The sequence below is a fragment of the Psychrobacillus sp. FSL H8-0510 genome, from assembly GCF_038008345.1.
GTDB classification, from domain to species: domain Bacteria; phylum Bacillota; class Bacilli; order Bacillales_A; family Planococcaceae; genus Psychrobacillus; species Psychrobacillus psychrotolerans.
This window is the reverse complement of record NZ_JBBOYZ010000001.1, coordinates 1,552,860-1,571,416: the sequence shown is the minus strand read 5'-3', so window position 1 is coordinate 1,571,416 and position 18,557 is coordinate 1,552,860. Positions and strand designations below refer to the sequence as shown.

Here is an 18,557-nt window from a genome sequence, read left to right as displayed (position 1 = left end):
AATCATATAATAGAAAAGCTCTCCGTTAATGGAGAGCTTCTTAGTTATTAAATATAGCCACTCATACACTCAATAAGCCATGTTTTGTTTCCACGGTACTCAAACGGTGCATTACCTCGTACGTATGTGGACGGCAATCATCTATCTACAGATGAAATCTGTTTTTCTATCCGTTCAATTCCTTCAAGAAAATGCCCCTACCATAATTTGGGTTTCTCACTCGTGGGGTTTACCTCGTTCCACCTGTATAGTTTCCTATACAGCTCCGTCACTGTGGCACTTTCAGAGATTGTCAGCCATATCCTAAGACTTAGGCCTTCATCCCGCCGTTAGCTATTAATAGCTACCTTAGTTTATTTTTTCACTAAGCACGAACACTACATTCATCGCAGAATTGTGTGAGCATGGACTTTCCTCTACAATGTCTAGCATTGCAGCGATTGCCCGAATATATAAGTGGTATTTCCATTATATACGAATCTCCAAAGTTTTTCAATATAAGATTATGCCAAATTGTCTTTAGCATCTTTTTTTGTAAGTCATGTCCGATTAGTCTACAAGTAGAGCTGTGATATCTATAGGAGACTTAGTAATAATTATTCGTACAATTTACTACCAAAAACATGTTTTTCTAGATGTGAAAGACGCTTTAAAATATCAAAGTTAGTTGCCCCAGTTTGCGGTGCAACAGCTTGTGTTCTCTTTGGCATTTCCTCTAGTTGTTCTTTTAGTTTATTATTTTCTAATTGGAGTTGTGCAATTCTTTTTTCATAAGCCTCGTAATCTTGAATAACATCGTCTAAAAAAACATCTACTTCTTCTTGGTTATAACCTCTTAAACCCGTTTTAAATTCTTTTTCTAATATATCAGATGCCTTTAGTTTAAATTCCATATGGTATCTTCCTTCCATCAACAATTCGCTACTCATATTATAGCATATCGGTGTCGAATAATGGAGTTTTTTCAGCCGTTTATATGCGTTTTTTGTTATGTTCTGCGCTTTCCCGGGAAATATTTAACTTCCGAATTATTCTCATTTCTCTCTTAGTAAGTTCCTTTTTCAAGCGAGACTGTACGTCTTTATTAAGTTTTGCTTCATATTCTATGCACTGCTGCGTCATTTCTAAAGCTTTTGGGAAATCTTTTACTTGATGTTCGAATAGCTTTGCCAGCTCAATATAAACCTCTATACGATATTTCCCAGAAATCTCTTTCAATGCTTGTTCAAACGCTTTCAAACTGTCCTCGTAAGAACGAGCTCGTTTTAAATGGAGACCCACGAAATAGTAAGCGATACTAGTCTCTTCTGCAGAAAAATTATTTACGACAAAAGTAAACCAATCCATACTTGTATTCATCGTTTTTAAATCTCTAAACCATTTAGCGATATTAGTATAAGTTGTGGCTGTTTCCACTACATCTTTTTCTTGAAGTAATTCTACGGAGAGAATATAAAGCGTTACAAGCGATAAAATATCCCATTCATTATGCTTTAATACCTTCATCAAATTGATAGGATTACCACTTTTCACTGCATCAAAATAGATTATTGGTGCTAGGTGACCAGGTATATCATTTTCTCTTTTAAATCCAAGCTTCATTTCCTCTATTTGCTTTAACTTAAAACGCTCTAATTCACCCTTCCAAATTCTTTTAGAAGAATGCATTAAATCAATTTGATGATGGTGCTTTAATCGTGGTAAATCGTTTCTATTCATCGTCCATCTTGATAGCAGCTGGGGAAGGTCAAAACTCTTCCCGTTATACGTAATAATAGTCTGTTCGTTTACCCAAAAATCAGTCGCCTTTAAGAAACTTACCTCTTGACCTGGATCAGCTAGCACAAATTGAGTAAGCAAGAACCCATCCTCCACTTCCTTTAACACTCCGTTTAAGAAAATAAGTACTCCCACACCTTTTAACCCGGTCGTTTCTGTATCATAAAAACAAAAGGGACTTTCTTTAGTAATAGTTAAAGGATGCGTCGGATAGACTTCCTGCATAAACTTTATTGCCTGTTGTAGTTTATTAAGCCCAATATTCCCATGTATATGCCCCAAAGGATAAAAAGTTTCCTTTACAAAGTAAAATCCTTTTTCTTCTTGTATAAATTTTAACCCTGCATTTTTCCACGGTTCAACGTAAAAGGGAAGCGCCATTTCTGACTCTTCCTTTTTTACTACCTCTTCAATTGGCTTCTTTTTCACTAAATTCTTCATTTGCATGAGTTTTTTTTCATACGACATGGCGGTCCACCTGCAATAAATGAAGTAACTTAATCACTTCTTCCTTTAGATTCAACTCCGCGTCTTGAGCACCAATACATGCAGGGCAGCCATGCATACAAGAGCAACTCTCTACCTGAACTGTTACTTTTGGTACTAACTCATTCCAAAGATCAAACATTCTTTCAGAGAGACCGATTCCACCTGGATAACTATCATACATATAAAAAGTCGGTTTTTCTCCGTGAATCGATTTAACCTGAGGCACAACATGGATATCCTTCGCATCACAATGAATAAATAGCGGGATAAAAGCGTGTAACGCATAAGAAACCCCTGTCATTGCGTCTGACAACAAAGTGTCTTTCCAACCGTCTGGTTTATCAAAACTAAACCAGGTAGAAGAAGTATGTAATTCTATTGGTGGTAAATGGATTTGACCAGAACCGATATTATCATGTGTATCAAACTTAATCTTTTTGAATATAGTTGGTTGTGCTAACACTATAATGTCACCGAATCGAAGTATCCCAATGTCAGCTTCTTTTGCTCTATCTTCGCTTAATACTTTTAACTCAATTGCTATATTAGCATCTGTAAAATAATCGACATCGACTTCTCGCACAAATGCTTTTTTCTCTTCCCAGTCTAAAATTTCTACTTGGAATTGAGTTCCCTGATGTAAGTAAATAGCTTCTTCGTGAAGTAATGTCATCGCACTATATTGATCCATTTCACCAATAACCCTAGTTTTAGTTGGAATTGATTGATCGATAATAATAACATTCTCTTGAGATGCGGAACGTAGGCTTATATTACTTGCCGGAAAACTATCAGACATCCAATGCCATTTTTCTGATGTTTTTAAAAGGACACCTTCACTTTCAAGAAATGCTAGTAACTCCTGTATAGAAAATTCTGCATACATATCGGCAGGTGAAAAAGGTAATTCAAAGGAGGCACATTTTAAATGATCCATTAAAATTATCATATTATCCGGATGAATCCTTACTTCTTCTGGAGACTGTCCAAGAAAGTATTCAGGGTGTTTTACTACATATTGATCAAGAGCGGTAGACCCGGCCACATATATAATAAGTGCTTCATCCTGTCGTCTACCTGCTCGTCCAGCTTGTTGCCAAGCGCTAGCAATGTTCCCTGGATATCCCGTCATAATACACGCCTGCAGCTGTCCAATGTCGACTCCTAACTCTAATGCATTGGTACTAACAACCGTTCTAATTACTCCCTCTCTTAGTCCCTTTTCAATAGTCCTTCTTTCCGAAGGCAAATAACCGCCTCGATAACCTCTTATTGTTTGATCATTAATCTTTTTACTAACTAAGGATTGTAAATACGTCACAAGCATTTCTACTCGCACACGGCTCTTCGCAAAAACAATTGTTTGAATACCATTTACATATAATTCCTGTGCCAAATCTCTAACTTCTAAAACGGCACTCCTTCTCACATTAAAAACTGGATGGACTATTGGAGGATTATAAAATATGAAATGTTTTCTCCCCGCTGGTGCACCGTTCTGGTTGATCAATTCATGAGGTGTATTCGTTAAATTTTCAGCTAGTTCCTTTGGATTTTTGATGGTCGCAGAAGTACAAATAAATTGTGGATTGCTTCCGTAGTATGCACAAATTCTTTTCAGACGTCTTATAACATGTGCAACATGACTCCCAAAAACACCCTTATATGTATGGATTTCATCTATCACAATATATTTTAAGTTTTCAAATAGAGTAACCCATTTTGTATGATGTGGTAAGATACCCGAATGCAACATATCAGGATTAGTTAAGACTATATGTCCAGACTTCCGAATTTTTTGTCTAATACCCGGGGCTGTATCACCATCATATGTGTAACTTAGTATTTCTTCCCCTGTTGCTTCAATCAAATTATTTAGATCGCTTTTTTGATCTTGTGCTAATGCTTTTGTTGGAAATAGATAGATTGCCCGTGAGGTTGGATCTTCCATAATCGATTGTAGTACTGGGAGATGATAACAAAGTGACTTTCCAGAGGCTGTAGGAGTGATCGTTGTGTAAGACTTACCAGATGATGCTGAATCGAAGGCTAGTCGCTGATGTATATATAACTGATTTACACCACGGCTTTTTAGTGCCTTTTGAATGGACGAATGCATTGTCTCTGGAAATGGAGCATAAATTGCTTCTTTTTCTTCGGTTGTGTGAATATGTTCAATTTGTGGAAAGCGATTTTCATCCACTTTCCACGCATCTAATAATTGATGAATGCTTTGTTTTTCAAGCATATTCATCCCCTACTTCCTTAATAGCTTGAATAATTGTTTCTAGCGTGTATTTGGATGAATGGACAGACGAAAGAAATCTTTTTTTGCTTGTCCCTTTATAGTAAGATTGCACGATAAACTGTTTCATGGATTCAAGTAATGAGTCAATTTGGCTTGGGTGGACATATTTTGGACGTTTCACTTGAATCCATTTCCGGACCAATTGTTCCCATTCCAGACAGATCTCATCTATTTTATATGCATGTGGTTTTACATCTATAAAAAAATCTGGCTCTTTATCAAGTTCTCTATATTGATGAAAACGTAAAATGCAATCATCGCATTCTTTCATTAGTTGGTTGCTAAGCTTTAATAATGACAAAGTGATCCCTCGCATTCTATTTACAGTTTAGCAAATTCACACTAATATTACTAGTTCTAAGCGAACGTACATTCCTTACAATTTGTTTTCAATTTTTTCTAGCTTGCCTAATAATCGAAATGAGTTTTTACTAAAATCCTCTTCAAATTTATCCTGCTCGTCATTTAATCTTGTTTCCAATAAAAATTCTAGAAGCTCTAACTGATCTATTAATCTTTCAATTTTGTTCATTTTATAGTCCCCCTTTTTTAGTATTTATTCGCTGGATTTATTTACTCTCCTTCCTGTATGACAAAGCATCTTCTCGATAGACAAAACAAGTGCCTACTCGACATTTCGGAATATGAAACCTTCTTTAATAGCTGTTCGTCTAATCTACTTGTGATAAACTAATAGCATAAAGAGGTGATTATTTTGGCTATTCATTATCCAAATGGAAAAGCGTATGTCCCCGTGATCCAAGCAACAAAAGAAAAGAAAAAGGATTACTCATTCAGCAATAGGGGTAAGACGTTAGAGGACGAAATTAGTGATGCAAATGAATATTATATTGCGCAGGATATAGCTGTTATTCATAAAAAGCCGATACCTATTCAAGTCGTCAAAGTAGATTATCCCTCAAGGAGTAGTGCTGTTATTAAAGAAGCTTACTATCGTACTCCTTCTACAACCGATTTTAATGGAGTATATAAAGGGAGATATATTGACTTTGAAGCAAAAGAAACGGAAAATAGAACAGCGTTTCCCTTAAAAAATATTCATCTTCATCAGGTAGAACATATGAGAAAGGTTTCTAAACAACAAGGGATTACCTTTTTGCTCGTCCGTTTTTCTGCATTAGATCGTTATTTTTGTTTGCCATTTGAACAATTATCATTGTTTTGGGATAGAATGCTAACAGGAGGAAGGAAGTCTATTGCCATATCTGAAATGGAATCACATGCAATAGAAATTACTCCAAGATATGCACCAAGAATTGATTATATAAAAATAGTTAATGACTTGAACGTATAAAGTGAAAGTGAGGAGACGTTTATGAGTGAGCAAAAAATGACTCGTGAACAACGAAGAAAACAAGTACAAAAAAAGAAACAATCTAAAACACCAGCTAAAATGTGGGTAAAAAGAATTTTATTAACCATTGTCATTATTGGTGTCGTCGGACTTATAGGTGGAGGGTCATTATTCGCCTTCTATGCTAGCAGTGCCCCTGAGCTCGATGAAACTTCCTTAAAAGATCCGATTAGTCCAAAATTGTTAGACGCTAACGGTGATCTTTTCGCAACAGTTGGGGCGGAGAGCAGGGAATATGTCGCTTATGACGATATTCCACAACAAATGGAAGATGCGATTATCGCTACAGAAGATGCTCGTTTTTACGATCATTTCGGTGTCGATGTATTACGTTTAGGGAAAGCTGTACTCGCTAACCTCACAAATGGTTTTGGTGATCAAGGAGCAAGTACGATTACACAACAGGTCATAAAAAACTCGTTTCTTACAAATGAAAAAACTTTAAAAAGAAAAGCACAAGAAGCTTATCTTTCCATAAAGCTTGAGAGAAAATATCAAAAAGAAGAAATTTTTGAAATGTACTTTAATAAAGTACTAATGTCTGGAAGAATTTACGGTTATGGGACAGCAGCTCAACATTTCTATGGTAAAGACTTAAAAGACCTTACTTTAGATCAATTCGCAGTTCTTGCAGGTATGTCACAACGTCCAAATGCGTTTAACCCGTTTAAAAACCCAGAACTTACAAAAGATCGAAGAAATGTTGTATTACATTTGATGAATCTACACGGCAAAATTACAGAGGAAGAAATGAAAGCAGCTCAAGCTGTCCCTATTGAAGAGGCACTACTACCCGAAGATCAACGAGTTGCTAAACAGGATTCTAAATATGATGCTTTCATAGATATCGTTTTAAATGAATTAGAAGCAAATGGAGATGGGGGTGCTATCTCTGAAGGGATTACCATCTACACGACATTACAACCAAATGCTCAACAACAAGTGGAGAAAACATTAAACTCTGATATGTTCCCTACTGAAGATATCCAGTCAGCCGTATCAGTAATCGATACGAAAACAGGTGCTATTGCAGCTGTTGGTGGTGGTAGAAATTATGGAGCTGATAGAGGCTTTAACTTTGCTCAGGACATGACCACACGTTCACTTGGCTCGACGATTAAACCATTGATTGATTATGGTCCAGCTATAGAATACCTAGGCTGGTCAACAGGACAAACAATTACCGACGAAAAAATTACCTATACGGGAACTGAGCAAGTAGTACGAAACTTCGATGGTAAATACAAAGGTAAGATGACATTTAGAGAAGCGTTATATAATTCTCGAAATGTTCCTGCTGTTAAAACACTGCAAGAAGTTGGTACAAAGAATGCCGCAGAATTTATAGACCGATTTGGTATTGATCTTGGGAATATAACAGAAAGTAGTGCAATCGGCGGTACTTCTAAGGCAATGTCCCCTATTCAATTAGCCGGAGCTTATGCAGCTTTTGGAAATAGCGGAGTCCATACAGAGCCATATTCGATTAATAAAATCGTATATCGTGATGGCAAAACAGAAAAAAATTATAAACCAAAATCTAAAGAAGTTATGAAAGATTCTACCGCTTATATGGTTACCGATGTATTACGTGATGTATTGACAAAAGGTACCGGTAAGCGAGCAGATGTCAGTGGGTTAGACATTGCTGGTAAAACAGGAACATCTAACTATAGTAAAGATGATATGAATAAATGGGACCTACCAAGTAGCGCCTTTCCTGACGTTTGGTTCGCTGGATACACAACAGACTACTCAATTGCTATTTGGTCTGGATATCCAGAGATGAAAACACCAATGACAACGAATGAGGAACGTAATCTTCCTCAAAATATTTTCCATGAAGTTATGGCTAACATTTCTACAGACACAGCTAATGAGAAATTTAAGAAACCAAGTTCTGTCGTAGAAGCCACAATTGAAAAAGGCTCAAGCCCTCTTAAACTAGCAAGTGAATATACACCTGACGAACTAAAACTGACGGAACTATTTGTAAAAGGCACAGAGCCAACCGCAGTTTCTGAGGAATATGAACAACTCGAATTGAATTCACCATCCAATCTTTCTGTGGATTATGATGAACTAGCTTCTACTGCCACATTATCTTGGGATTTTGAGCAAGAAGATTTAGAATCGGAAGTTCAATTTGAAGTTGCCGTTAAGGTAGATAACGGAGCCAATGAATTAATTGAAACGACTAAACAAAAAGGTTTAATCATACAAAGTCTTATTCCAGGAAGCACATATATGTTCAGCGTTACCGCAGTCTCAGACGGTATCCGAAGTGAAAGTGTTTCCGTACAATTAACGTTAGATGCTGAAGTTGAAGAAGAATTAGATGAAATTGAGCCAATTGAAGAAGAGCCAAAAAATCCAGACGGCTCGAATAATGGTAATGAAAATAATAATGGCAATAATGGCAACAACGGTAATGGTAATGGAAATGGAAATGGAAATGGAAACAATAACGGCAATGGCAATGGCAACAACGGTAATGGGTCAAATCCAGGGACAGATCCTGGTGCAGGTGGCGCAAGTCCTGGTCCTGGTGCAGGAACAGAGAAGCCTGATGATGGATCGACTGTCCCTCCAACTGAAGGTACTGGAGGTACTGGAGAAACCGGAGAAAATGATGATACCGGAACAACCCCTTAATAATAAAAGAAGCAGATCTTGACATTAGTCAAGATCTGCTTCTTTATTTATGTTAGATTTAGGCTATTTAAGTGCAATGCTCTCCACATACTATCTCAAGATTCATTTATATCCCTATTTCTCAATTTGACAATTAACTTCTCGAGCCAAATAATTTCATTTGCGATCGTATCCGAGAAATATGCATCCGCAAAGTCCACCATTTCCTGCACAGTATCCTCTACGTGAATGTGACTATAGATATCTTTTAATTGTAACTGCTTCGAGTGCAAGCTTTCTAGCTTTCTCTCCAAAATAAGAATGATGTGGGATTTCTCTACATAACGTAAAAACATTAATCCAACGATCACTTCTGCTAGCTTATTTGCTTTTTCAAATAGTTCATATATTTTTTTAGGCAGGTCTTCACGACCCTTTTCAGTTATGGTGTATACCTGTTTATCTGGTCGATTTTCTTCCTTGATGACTTCTACCTGCTGGATTAGTCCCTGCTTGGAAAGAGATTCAAAATGATAGTATAGTTTGCTTTCTGTTAAATCACCTATTTTATCAAATGGAATAGGATCTGATAATTCTTTTTTTAATTTATAAGGATAATTATCCTCTGCCATTAACTTACTTAAAATATAAATTTGGATTGACATAATACACCTCCATACTTAATTTACATTAGAAGTAATAAAGCTTCAACCATGTAATATGATTGAAGCTTTATTATTAATTATTTACTATTGGCTGAGCATTTACTGGAACGCTTGTATTTGCGCTTGCTATTACATCCAATGGTACGTCTTTGTGAACGAATCTCACGATGATCATATTGATAATCATTGCTCCGGCTGCTACAGCTACTAAGCCCCATAAGAATGGAGATTGTTCTGTAGAACCGAACATAACCGCATAATACGATTGTACGGAATAGTACATAGGTGAAATATGACTAACGAAGTTAAAGAAACCATACATCATTTCACGAGGCATTGTCGCACCGTTCGCAATCGTTTGTGATAATAATACAGGGATATTAATAATCATACCTGCTTCACCAATTAGGAATGTGAAGATTGCACATACATTAAATGCCGCCATATATAACAAGATTTGTTGACCTGCAAGTTTGAATATAATACTTGTATCCAAATCTGAAATTGAAAACGCCACTATTAATGCAAAGATCGTTGAAACAACTGCGATGATTAAAGCTGAACCTTGTACATAAGTGAATAATTTTACTTTAGACGCTTTACCACGGCTAAGATTAAAGGCACCTACTAGTTGCATTGCCGCAATCATTGCTCCTACATAACAAGCCATCGTTAAGAACATAGGTAACATGCTGTTGTGCATACCATCTGGCACATCATTCATGATGACATAGTTTCCTACATAAGCCGTTTCGATTTGCTCTGCTATTGCAGTCGCTTGCTCTTCAGGTACATTCATATTTAATAATACACCTTGAGCCGTTTGTGTGGAGAAGCTTGTACTTAACTGGTTGTTAATTTCTGTTACAACTGAGCTCATTGCTGATGAAACCATTGTAGCTGATGCTTCGTTAACAGTGAAATCAATTTGAGCTGATTCACCTTTTTGAGCATTTTCTGTAAATGTTTCAGGAATATGGATAACTAATGCATACTTGTTATCTCCTAATTTATCTAAAGCTTTTTCATTTGTTAACTCTGTATCTATCTTAAATGGTAAAGATTCGGTCAACTGTTCAGCTATTTGTGAACCGGATTCACCAGCATCATCATTAATAATCGCAACTTTTAGTTCATCCATATTACCGGGTAATGCTGAATAGCCTAATAGAAAAATTAATAGCATAGCTATAGCATAAAATATGCCCATAAAAATAGATGCTTTAAAGCCTTGTAAGTTTAAAAATTGTTTGAATTTCATTCTTTATTTCCCTTCTTCAACTAAACTTCGATTAAAGTACTTCAATTAAAGTACTTTGCTTTAACTATATTAAATTATTATATTATAAAAGTAAAGATGTTTACTATGCCTTTTCCCTTCCCTTTGGTTTATGTTATTAAAATAGACACATTTTTGATGCTCTCCAGTATTTATTGAAGAATGTTGTCATACTCCCTTAAGCTAATTCTACTAAAAACTAAAAAAGCGAATGAATCTCTTGGATTCACTCGCTTTTGGATTGTGCACGTATACGCGCTAATTTTTTCTTTGTTTCTTTAAAAAGCTCATCGAGTTGAACAAAAGCAACATGTTTATCTATATTGGACTTGATAAATGTAGTGCGTTCCATATAGTTAAGAGGTGTTGCTTCTTCTGTCTCATCAAGTATATACATTAGCTGATGAATACCCTTTCGCATTAGCTCACTTTTTTTCGGATCTTTATTTCGGATTAACTGAAGTAGTTCTTTCCTAATTATTTCCCATTCATCGAAATAACGTTGATTATTGTGGGACAATCTTATTCATCCTCTTCTTCCCTTCTCTACAAACCGAGAGTAAAGGGCATTCTGGGCAATTTGGGTTTTGCGCTTTACAATGATAGCGACCAAAGAAAATTAGCTGGTGATGCGTTTTTGACCATAAATCAATGGGTGTTTTTTTCATTAACGTTTCTTCCACCTGTAGCACAGAATCTTTCCATCTGCAAAGACCTAATCGCTTTGAAACTCTTTCCACATGTGTGTCTACCGCAATCGCCGGAATGTCGAATGCAACCGAAACTACTACATTAGCCGTTTTCCGACCTACTCCTGGAAATGTAGTGAGTAAATCACGATCAGGCGGCACTTCTCCGTTATACAATTCTATTAGCTGCCTACTCAGTGCTTGTATATTTTTAGCCTTATTTCGAAATAAACCAATCGAACGAATATCTGTCTGTAATTCCTCAATGGATACAGCTAAATAATCCTCCGGTTTTTTATACTTTTGAAACAAGTTTTTTGTTACTTTATTGACTAACACATCTGTACATTGTGCGGATAATAGAGTGGCAACTAATAATTCAAATGGATTCTCATGAACTAACTCACAATGTGCATCTGGGAACATTTGCTCCATTTCATCTAAGCAGTAGAGCCATTGTACCTTTGTAAGCAAAGTTTACACCTACTCTCTTTCTTCTAACCAGTTGTAAAATGGAACCTTCACACTAGACGATGGCTGTTCCGTTGGATTTTGAACTGGCATATGCTGTCTAAATTGTGCGGACTGATTTTCAGCAGCTTCCACCGTTTTAATATTTTTCTTCTTCCAATCAAATAAAATTCGATCTATATAACGCAGACTAAGTTTTTGAGAAAGTACTGCTTCTTTTAATGCCAATCGAATCAGCGATACAGAATGTTTGTCTTGGTCAAACCACATTCCAATTGTTTCACATTCCATAGGAGATAATAATCGACCAAATTCTTGTTCGAATAATTTATATATATCCCCTTCCTCCTCTTTACTGTGAAGGTCTTTATCGTCGTTTTGTAGCTGTTCCATATAATCTACTAATAGCTCCCATAATAGATGAAAGGAATAGTATTCATAATGTATCCCATTTTGATCTAGATGCTTTTCTATTTGTATTAACCCCTTCTGCATAAGGCGTTGCAAAATAGTCACTACTTTATCTTCACTAAAATAAGTACGTTCCACTAAGTTCTGTGGGGTAGGAAAATGATTTCCTGCTTCTCCATAAGCGATTAAATGCAATAAAAGAATAGCTTCCTCATCTCTAATATTGATCGCTTTATAGTGACTAAAAAAAAGCTGGGAAATAGTTACATTTCCCTGCTCAGTCCAGATACGGAGTCGATCTCGCTTTTGCATGCTCGTACTCCTTTCTCTCTATATAATTTCTATTTACTTTTTATGGGTATAAACGATTTAACAAACGTGGGAACGGAATAGATTCACGGATATGCTCTGACCCACTAAACCATGCTACTGTGCGCTCTAATCCTAATCCAAATCCAGAATGTGGTACAGCCCCTTGTTTACTCAAATCTAAGTACCAAGCATACGCGGATTCATCTAGGTTATGCTCTTTAATACGCTGTTTCATCAATTCATAATCATGAATACGCTCAGAACCACCAATTACTTCTCCGTACCCTTCAGGAGCGATTAAATCAGCACATAAAACTACATCATCACGTTCTGGATGTGGCTGCATGTAAAATGGTTTAATGCCTATTGGATAGTGAGTAATAAATACTGGTTTGTCAAAGCTTTCTGCGATTGCTGTTTCATGAGGTGATCCAAAATCATCTCCCCACTTAATATCATCAAAGCCTTTTTCTTGTAAAAACTTAATAGCATCATCATATGAAATACGTGGGAATGGCGCTTGAATATTTTCTAATTTAGACGTATCACGACCAAGACGCTCTAATTCAAGTGTACAGTTTTTCAATACTGCCTGCGCAATAAATGAAACATACTGTTCTTGCACTTCTAAGCTTTCTTCAAATTCAACAAAAGCCATTTCTGGTTCAATCATCCAGAATTCGATTAAGTGGCGACGAGTTTTAGATTTCTCTGCACGGAATGTTGGTCCGAAAGAAAATACTTTTCCTAATGCCATAGCCGCTGCTTCCATATATAATTGTCCTGATTGTGAAAGATATGCATCTTCATCAAAATATTTAGTATGGAATAATTCAGAAGTACCTTCTGGCGATGAACCTGTTAAAATAGGTGGATCCATTTTAACAAAACCATTTTCATTAAAGAATTCATATGTAGCACGAATTATTTCGTTACGAATTTTCATAATGGCATGTTGCTTTCTAGAACGTAACCATAAATGACGGTTGTCCATTAGAAATTCCGTACCATGCTCCTTAGGAGTTATAGGGAAATCGACTGCTGCATGAATTACTTCTATTTCTTTTACTTGAAGTTCATATCCAAAAGAAGAACGTTCATCTTTAATCACTTCACCTATTACATACATAGAAGTTTCTTGCGATAAACCTTTTGCAGTTTGGAAGATTTCTTCCCCAACATCTTCTTTTACTACTACACCTTGTACAAAACCAGAACCATCGCGTAATTGTAAAAAGGCAATTTTACCACTTGAGCGCTTATTAGCAAGCCAAGCGCCCATTTTTACTGTTTCTCCAACATGGTTGGCCATATCTTTAATCATGATTTTTTTCATTATACCCTCCAAAATTTTTGACTATAAGTTCGAAATTCGCTTCCACCATTCTCCATTATCAAATAACAAATATACATAATTGAGGTTGTCTTCTGCATTTACATAGGTTATTTCCCACACCGGCCCTATTTCTTCTACACCGAGTTTAGCATGTAAAAGCTTACCATCTTTAACATCTTTCATCACCAAGTCTACTGCTCGTTGCTCTGATATTCCTTCTTCCAGATTCACTTCCATAATTTTTTCGTCCGATTTCCCATGAGGTAAAAAGTATGCTTTTTCTTCCCCTTTAGCTGTCGAACCAATTACGGTGTAAAAAGTGGAAGTATTGTTATATACGTAAGTTTTATCCACCTGAGCTAGCAAATTGTTCTCCAAAACATACGATTCTGCTTTATCCGTTGCTTCAGAAAATGGACCTTTGGCTTGAAAGTAAATTAATAAGCTAATAACAATCGTTAAACTTAATGCAAAAATAACCATAAATAATAACCACTTTTTAAGTCCCATCTGTTACGTCCTATAAATGGTGAAAACCGCTTTATTTTCATCTTGCTTATCAAGAGCAAGCCCGAACATTAAGTCTTTCTCTTTAAGCGTACGATTCAATACATCGACTATTTTATATAAGTCTGATTGGTAGTCAACTATAACAGTTGATAGCGTTTCTATTTTGTTTTCCATATTCCAACCCGCTTTCTAAAATCATCCTTCATCAGTATACCAATTTTCTAGCTCTAAGACCATATTTTCTAGCGATACTTTCTTAACAGGAATATTAGGAATAGCCTGTAAAAAGTCTCTTCCATATGACTTAGTCTCTATACGTCTGTCCAAGACGATGAAAACGCCTTTATCTGAAGATGATCGAATCAGACGACCGAAACCTTGTCTAAAACGCAACACCGCTTCTGGTAAAGAATAAGCAGAAAATGGATTTTGACCATTTTTCGTTAACAATTCTGCTCTTTTTTTGAATAATGGATCGTCTGGAGAAGAGAATGGTAACCGAACCATAATGATAACCGATAAGGCATCACCAGGAACATCCACTCCCTCCCAAAAGCTATTCGTCCCAAAAAGAACTGATTTGGAGAACCGCTGGAATGACTTTAATAATCTCATCCTACTTCCAGATGTCATGCCTTGTGCAAAAAGCATATAATCATCCAACAAATGGGTATCTTGTATTAATTCCACTGTTTTACGAAGCATATCTTGGGAGGTAAACAAAACAAAGCATCTACCTTCTGATACAAGAACCGTTTGGACCACTGCTTCTGCAACCGCTTCAATATAATCACTTTGCGATACCTGTTTAATGTCGGGCATATTTTCCACAATTAGCAGTTCCGCTCCACTATAATAATCGCTAGCGGCTTTATACTGATAGATAGGTATTTCTGTACCCAACCCGAGTTGGGTCGTGATGAAATGCCTATTAGAAGGTACCGTAATTGTTCCAGACGTCCAAATAACCGCTCCCACTTCTCGATGCGTCATTAAGGCTTTTCTAATATCTTCTCTATAATTTAGTGGTCTTTTTATAACAGTAAGGCTACCAGGAATACTCCGAGTATCAACTTCTAACCATCTTGCCTCTGTCACTCTGTTCTGTAAGAAAATTTCATCCCATTCACTGACTTTAATGACTAACTCTCTAATCCAATATTGCCATTCATTGATAAATGATTGTATTTTCTCGTCTTCCACATGTTTACTGTATGAGTCAATCATAGATTTGGTAGAAAAGATGAAAACCTGAATCGAATTTGCAACGGAGCGGAAAATAGTTTGGTCTAACTCCAGGTCATCTAATGCTACCGTCTTTTTAGTACTCTTCCCGTTCCTTTTACTTTTCTGAAGAAAGGCATCAATTACATAGGAAACAGCCTGATCAAATTTCTCAATGGTTTCTACATATTGCTTTTCTAATTGAATTTGAATAGATAATGGAACATGCAAAAGCTCCAATTTCTGCAACAATTGCTCGGTATCAAGTGTCCCAAATTGTCCTAAAACATATTTCCAATTGGTATAAGAGAAAATACGCTCACCGCGAGACATACTAGCGTGAATCATTTGATGGGCCTCATCGACAATCATTGCACAACCAGCTGTTAATATTGGTTGTTCTCTTTCTTGATCGGTCATTACCATTGCATGATTAGTAACTAAAATATGACAGTCTTCACTTTTACGAAGAGCTCTTTCATAAAAATCATTTGCTCCTACTTCTTTTTTGTTAGACAAGCTTCCTCTTCTGATTTTATCGACAAATAATTGGCCGCCACCAGAGGCATTAAGCTCAGTTAAATCGCCATCCTCGGTTAAAGTAAGCCATACTAAAATTTGCATAATCGTAAAGGTTTCATCATATGACTCATCTTCCAGTTGAACCTGCTGCCAAAAGCTATACAGATCAATATAATGATGCATTCCTTTTAATGTTGCTACCTTAACATTAGTTTCTAGAATTGCGTTGATCTTTGGTATTTCTTCACTCACCAATTGATCGATCAAATGAGTTGTATATGTACTTATTATTACAGGTTTTTTCTTTTCGAATGAATAGAGGACAGCAGGTAATAGATAGCCAAGTGTTTTACCAATTCCCGTTTCGGCCTCACAAACTATTTCTAATTCATTTGTTAAGGATGCTTGAATTTGATCCATCAATTCAAATTGTCCCTCACGTTCTTCAAAGCTAGGGATACTTTTACTAAATAATTCAATTTTCTTGTCCCGTGTTTCAGGAAATGACAATGAATCGGTTTCTTCATGTTGTTCATCAGAAATTTCCTTTATCGGAATCCCTCGGTAAAGTAGAAAACCTTCTGACACTACCTGTTTTCTTTTTTCAACAAGTACATCAAAAAATAATATAGATAAATTAGATTTTAACTGAAAGGAACGTTTATGTAATAATTCGATAGTTTTTAGCGGTAGCTTCATTAATTGATCGATACATTTTATCAGCAAATAAGCAGTTGCCAGAGCATCGTCATCAGCTCTATGAGCAGATTCTAAATTGATTTCTAACTCATTTGCTATATCCTGAAGCTTATAGCTATAAAGGTTCGGAAACATTAGCTTTGTGAATTCTACCGTATCCATTGTTTTACATACTAGGTTTGGAAGACCTACTCTCTTTAGTTCCTTCTGAAGGAATGGTAAGTCAAAGTGAATATTGTGAGCGACAAAAATGTGATCCTGCAGCATACCCAATACTTTTGCTCCAATATCCTCAAATAATGGTGCTTTTTCAACATCACTTTCCGCTATATTAGTCAGATCCTGGATAAAAAGAGGAATTGGCTTTTCTGGGTTTATAAAAGTCGTATATGTGTTTACCAATTTGTTATTTTCAATAAATACAATTGCAAGCTGAATAATACGGTCACCATTCGTCGATGAGTGGCCTGTTGTTTCAATATCGACAACTGCATATTTATGATTTTCCATCATTCCTCAACTCACAGTCCTTTTGTTCTAAAAAAATTGTACCACATTCACTTTCCAGTGACGAAATTTTTACTTTCAAACAAGATACAAATGGATAAACGGAAAATTCTTAAAATCACGTTCCGATCAATTTCTCTCCATATACTGGCGTAAATACGTTTAAAAAGGAATTAGTATCTTTAAACAATCCTAAAAAGCCTAATTCAATCTGGAAGTATAGACCATATTAATACGTTTCCTGGAGTTCCTAAATAACTTTTATAAAAAATAGGATAGAAAAAGAACAGAATAGTCGTAATGATTGGAATTTCCAGAAACTATGGTATAATCAAGCAGTACACAATTGGATTAGTGACTTCGAGGTTGTCACTCCTTAGAGAGGAGTTCGAGGAAATGTCATCTCAACATTTAAAAAACATGTTATTATCATTACAACAATTTCAAGATTCTAAAATCTCCATTACAATCAATGACCACAACAATGAAGCCTTATTTACAGTAAGTTTATCAGAAAGTCTATTTCAAGTTACCAATATCAACAATCGCAAGACAGAAACTTCCGATAATGTAGATTCGGTAGTAGAATATATAGAGAATAATATTTTTACAAATTGACCCTAACTAGTAGGTCTCTTTTTTTTGAATAAAATTAGTTCTAAGTTCTATAACTGTTTTATTTGAATTTTGATTCTGTCCCATCTTTTGCTCAGTTTACTTCTATTGTCATCTAGTAAACGGATGTCTAACATAGATGCAATGGTCTCAGCTATTCTTTCAATGGACATGTGTTCGGTTTCAATACGATGTTTAAATATATCATTGGATAAGCCTTCTATACACCTTTCTATTTGCAAAGAACCCCAAGAGTGTTTGCTCTCTCCTCTACTTCTCAGTCTCTTTATCAGTGTTTCCTTGGATGCCCAAAGGACAAAATGATTTACTACGACACCATCCTTTCTTAGCTTTGTTATTATTTCTTCAAAGTACTGTGGATTTACAATAGTCATTGGTACAATAATTACCCCATTGTATTCACTCGCTATGTATTTTAACGTAGTATAATTTAGTTCTCTCCAGACACTGTGATCTTGGAAATCCGGTTTACTAAGCTCAGTTGGAATATTTTTGTTAATAAAAAAACCCGTTTTTTCTGGATCAAAGACGACAGAATTAGGAATCCTACGATGTAATTCATATGAAGTCTGCGTTTTCCCTGAACCAAATGCCCCGTTTATCCATATAATCATAAAATCACCTTTTCTTTAATGAATGATCAACTTACTACACTCATTACTAAATTCATAAGTTCCAAAATTATTATATACAACACTTATTCAACCTTTT

18 protein-coding genes and 1 other RNA gene are annotated in these 18,557 nt (G+C 35.9%); 3 read left to right on the top strand and 16 right to left on the bottom strand.

What is annotated here, in order from left to right:
- Positions 1-68 precede the first annotated feature (68 nt).
- The 6 genes from rnpB to MHI40_RS07655 form a co-directional block, all read right to left on the bottom strand.
- Positions 69-452: RNase P RNA component class B (gene rnpB / locus MHI40_RS07680), an RNA gene on the bottom strand.
- A gap of 144 nt (positions 453-596) precedes the next feature.
- Positions 597-893: a cell division regulator GpsB gene (gpsB, locus tag MHI40_RS07675; RefSeq protein WP_093534602.1), complete on the bottom strand. Its 297-nt coding sequence runs from the start codon at positions 891-893 to the stop codon at positions 597-599.
- Positions 894-972: 79 nt separating this feature from the next.
- On the bottom strand, positions 973-2,247 hold the full coding sequence (locus tag MHI40_RS07670) for a ribonuclease H-like domain-containing protein (protein ID WP_340762131.1): 1,275 nt from the start codon (positions 2,245-2,247) through the stop codon (positions 973-975).
- On the bottom strand, positions 2,237-4,516 hold the full coding sequence (locus tag MHI40_RS07665) for a DEAD/DEAH box helicase (protein WP_093535686.1): 2,280 nt from the start codon (positions 4,514-4,516) through the stop codon (positions 2,237-2,239). Before MHI40_RS07665 ends, MHI40_RS07670 begins: the two co-directional genes overlap by 11 nt.
- Positions 4,509-4,877 carry a YppE family protein gene (locus tag MHI40_RS07660; RefSeq protein ID WP_093534606.1) on the bottom strand — a complete coding sequence of 123 codons (369 nt, stop codon included), beginning with the start codon at positions 4,875-4,877 and terminating at the stop codon, positions 4,509-4,511. The genes MHI40_RS07665 and MHI40_RS07660 overlap by 8 nt, the downstream gene beginning before the upstream one ends.
- Before the next feature lie 75 nt (positions 4,878-4,952).
- Entirely contained in the window at positions 4,953-5,108 is a 156-nt protein-coding gene (locus MHI40_RS07655; RefSeq protein WP_175496162.1) for a hypothetical protein, read from the bottom strand.
- A gap of 183 nt (positions 5,109-5,291) precedes the next feature.
- Here MHI40_RS07655 and recU point away from each other — a divergent pair, with 183 nt between their 5' ends.
- The gene (gene recU, locus MHI40_RS07650) at positions 5,292-5,891 is read left to right on the top strand and encodes a Holliday junction resolvase RecU (RefSeq protein ID WP_340762130.1); all 600 of its coding nucleotides are present in this window, start codon (positions 5,292-5,294) and stop codon (positions 5,889-5,891) included.
- Between the two features lie 21 nt (positions 5,892-5,912).
- Entirely contained in the window at positions 5,913-8,606 is a 2,694-nt protein-coding gene (locus MHI40_RS07645) for a PBP1A family penicillin-binding protein (protein ID WP_340762129.1), read from the top strand.
- Positions 8,607-8,701: 95 nt separating this feature from the next.
- Here the strand turns inward: MHI40_RS07645 and MHI40_RS07640 are convergent, their stop codons facing one another.
- The 9 genes from MHI40_RS07640 to dinG form a co-directional block, all read right to left on the bottom strand.
- Complete coding sequence (locus MHI40_RS07640) at positions 8,702-9,250, bottom strand: PadR family transcriptional regulator (protein ID WP_340762128.1); 549 nt, start codon at positions 9,248-9,250, stop codon at positions 8,702-8,704.
- Between the two features lie 73 nt (positions 9,251-9,323).
- Positions 9,324-10,511: a YhgE/Pip domain-containing protein gene (locus MHI40_RS07635; RefSeq protein WP_340762127.1), complete on the bottom strand. Its 1,188-nt coding sequence runs from the start codon at positions 10,509-10,511 to the stop codon at positions 9,324-9,326.
- Positions 10,512-10,755: 244 nt separating this feature from the next.
- The gene (locus tag MHI40_RS07630; protein WP_340762126.1) at positions 10,756-11,049 is read right to left on the bottom strand and encodes a YpoC family protein; all 294 of its coding nucleotides are present in this window, start codon (positions 11,047-11,049) and stop codon (positions 10,756-10,758) included.
- Positions 11,036-11,692, bottom strand: coding sequence for an endonuclease III (gene nth, locus MHI40_RS07625; RefSeq protein ID WP_340762125.1), 657 nt, complete (start codon positions 11,690-11,692; stop codon positions 11,036-11,038). The genes MHI40_RS07630 and nth overlap by 14 nt, the downstream gene beginning before the upstream one ends.
- Before the next feature lie 9 nt (positions 11,693-11,701).
- Entirely contained in the window at positions 11,702-12,412 is a 711-nt protein-coding gene (locus tag MHI40_RS07620) for a DnaD domain-containing protein (RefSeq protein ID WP_340762124.1), read from the bottom strand.
- Between the two features lie 40 nt (positions 12,413-12,452).
- Positions 12,453-13,748 (bottom strand): asparagine--tRNA ligase, encoded by a 1,296-nt coding sequence (gene asnS / locus MHI40_RS07615; RefSeq protein WP_093534623.1) that lies wholly within the window; start codon positions 13,746-13,748, stop codon positions 12,453-12,455.
- 21 nt (positions 13,749-13,769) lie between these two features.
- Positions 13,770-14,258: a cell wall elongation regulator TseB-like domain-containing protein gene (locus tag MHI40_RS07610; RefSeq protein WP_340762123.1), complete on the bottom strand. Its 489-nt coding sequence runs from the start codon at positions 14,256-14,258 to the stop codon at positions 13,770-13,772.
- Between the two features lie 3 nt (positions 14,259-14,261).
- Positions 14,262-14,432, bottom strand: a complete 171-nt coding sequence (locus tag MHI40_RS07605; protein WP_093534627.1) for a YpmA family protein — start codon at positions 14,430-14,432, stop codon at positions 14,262-14,264.
- Positions 14,433-14,453: 21 nt separating this feature from the next.
- Entirely contained in the window at positions 14,454-17,216 is a 2,763-nt protein-coding gene (dinG, locus tag MHI40_RS07600; RefSeq protein WP_340762122.1) for an ATP-dependent DNA helicase DinG, read from the bottom strand.
- Between the two features lie 390 nt (positions 17,217-17,606).
- On the opposite strand from dinG, the gene MHI40_RS07595 reads away from it, so the two are divergent.
- Complete coding sequence (locus tag MHI40_RS07595) at positions 17,607-17,828, top strand: hypothetical protein (RefSeq protein WP_340762121.1); 222 nt, start codon at positions 17,607-17,609, stop codon at positions 17,826-17,828.
- Positions 17,829-17,875: 47 nt separating this feature from the next.
- Here MHI40_RS07595 and MHI40_RS07590 read toward each other — a convergent pair whose 3' ends face one another.
- Positions 17,876-18,460, bottom strand: coding sequence for an AAA family ATPase (locus MHI40_RS07590; protein WP_340762120.1), 585 nt, complete (start codon positions 18,458-18,460; stop codon positions 17,876-17,878).
- Positions 18,461-18,557 lie beyond the last annotated feature (97 nt).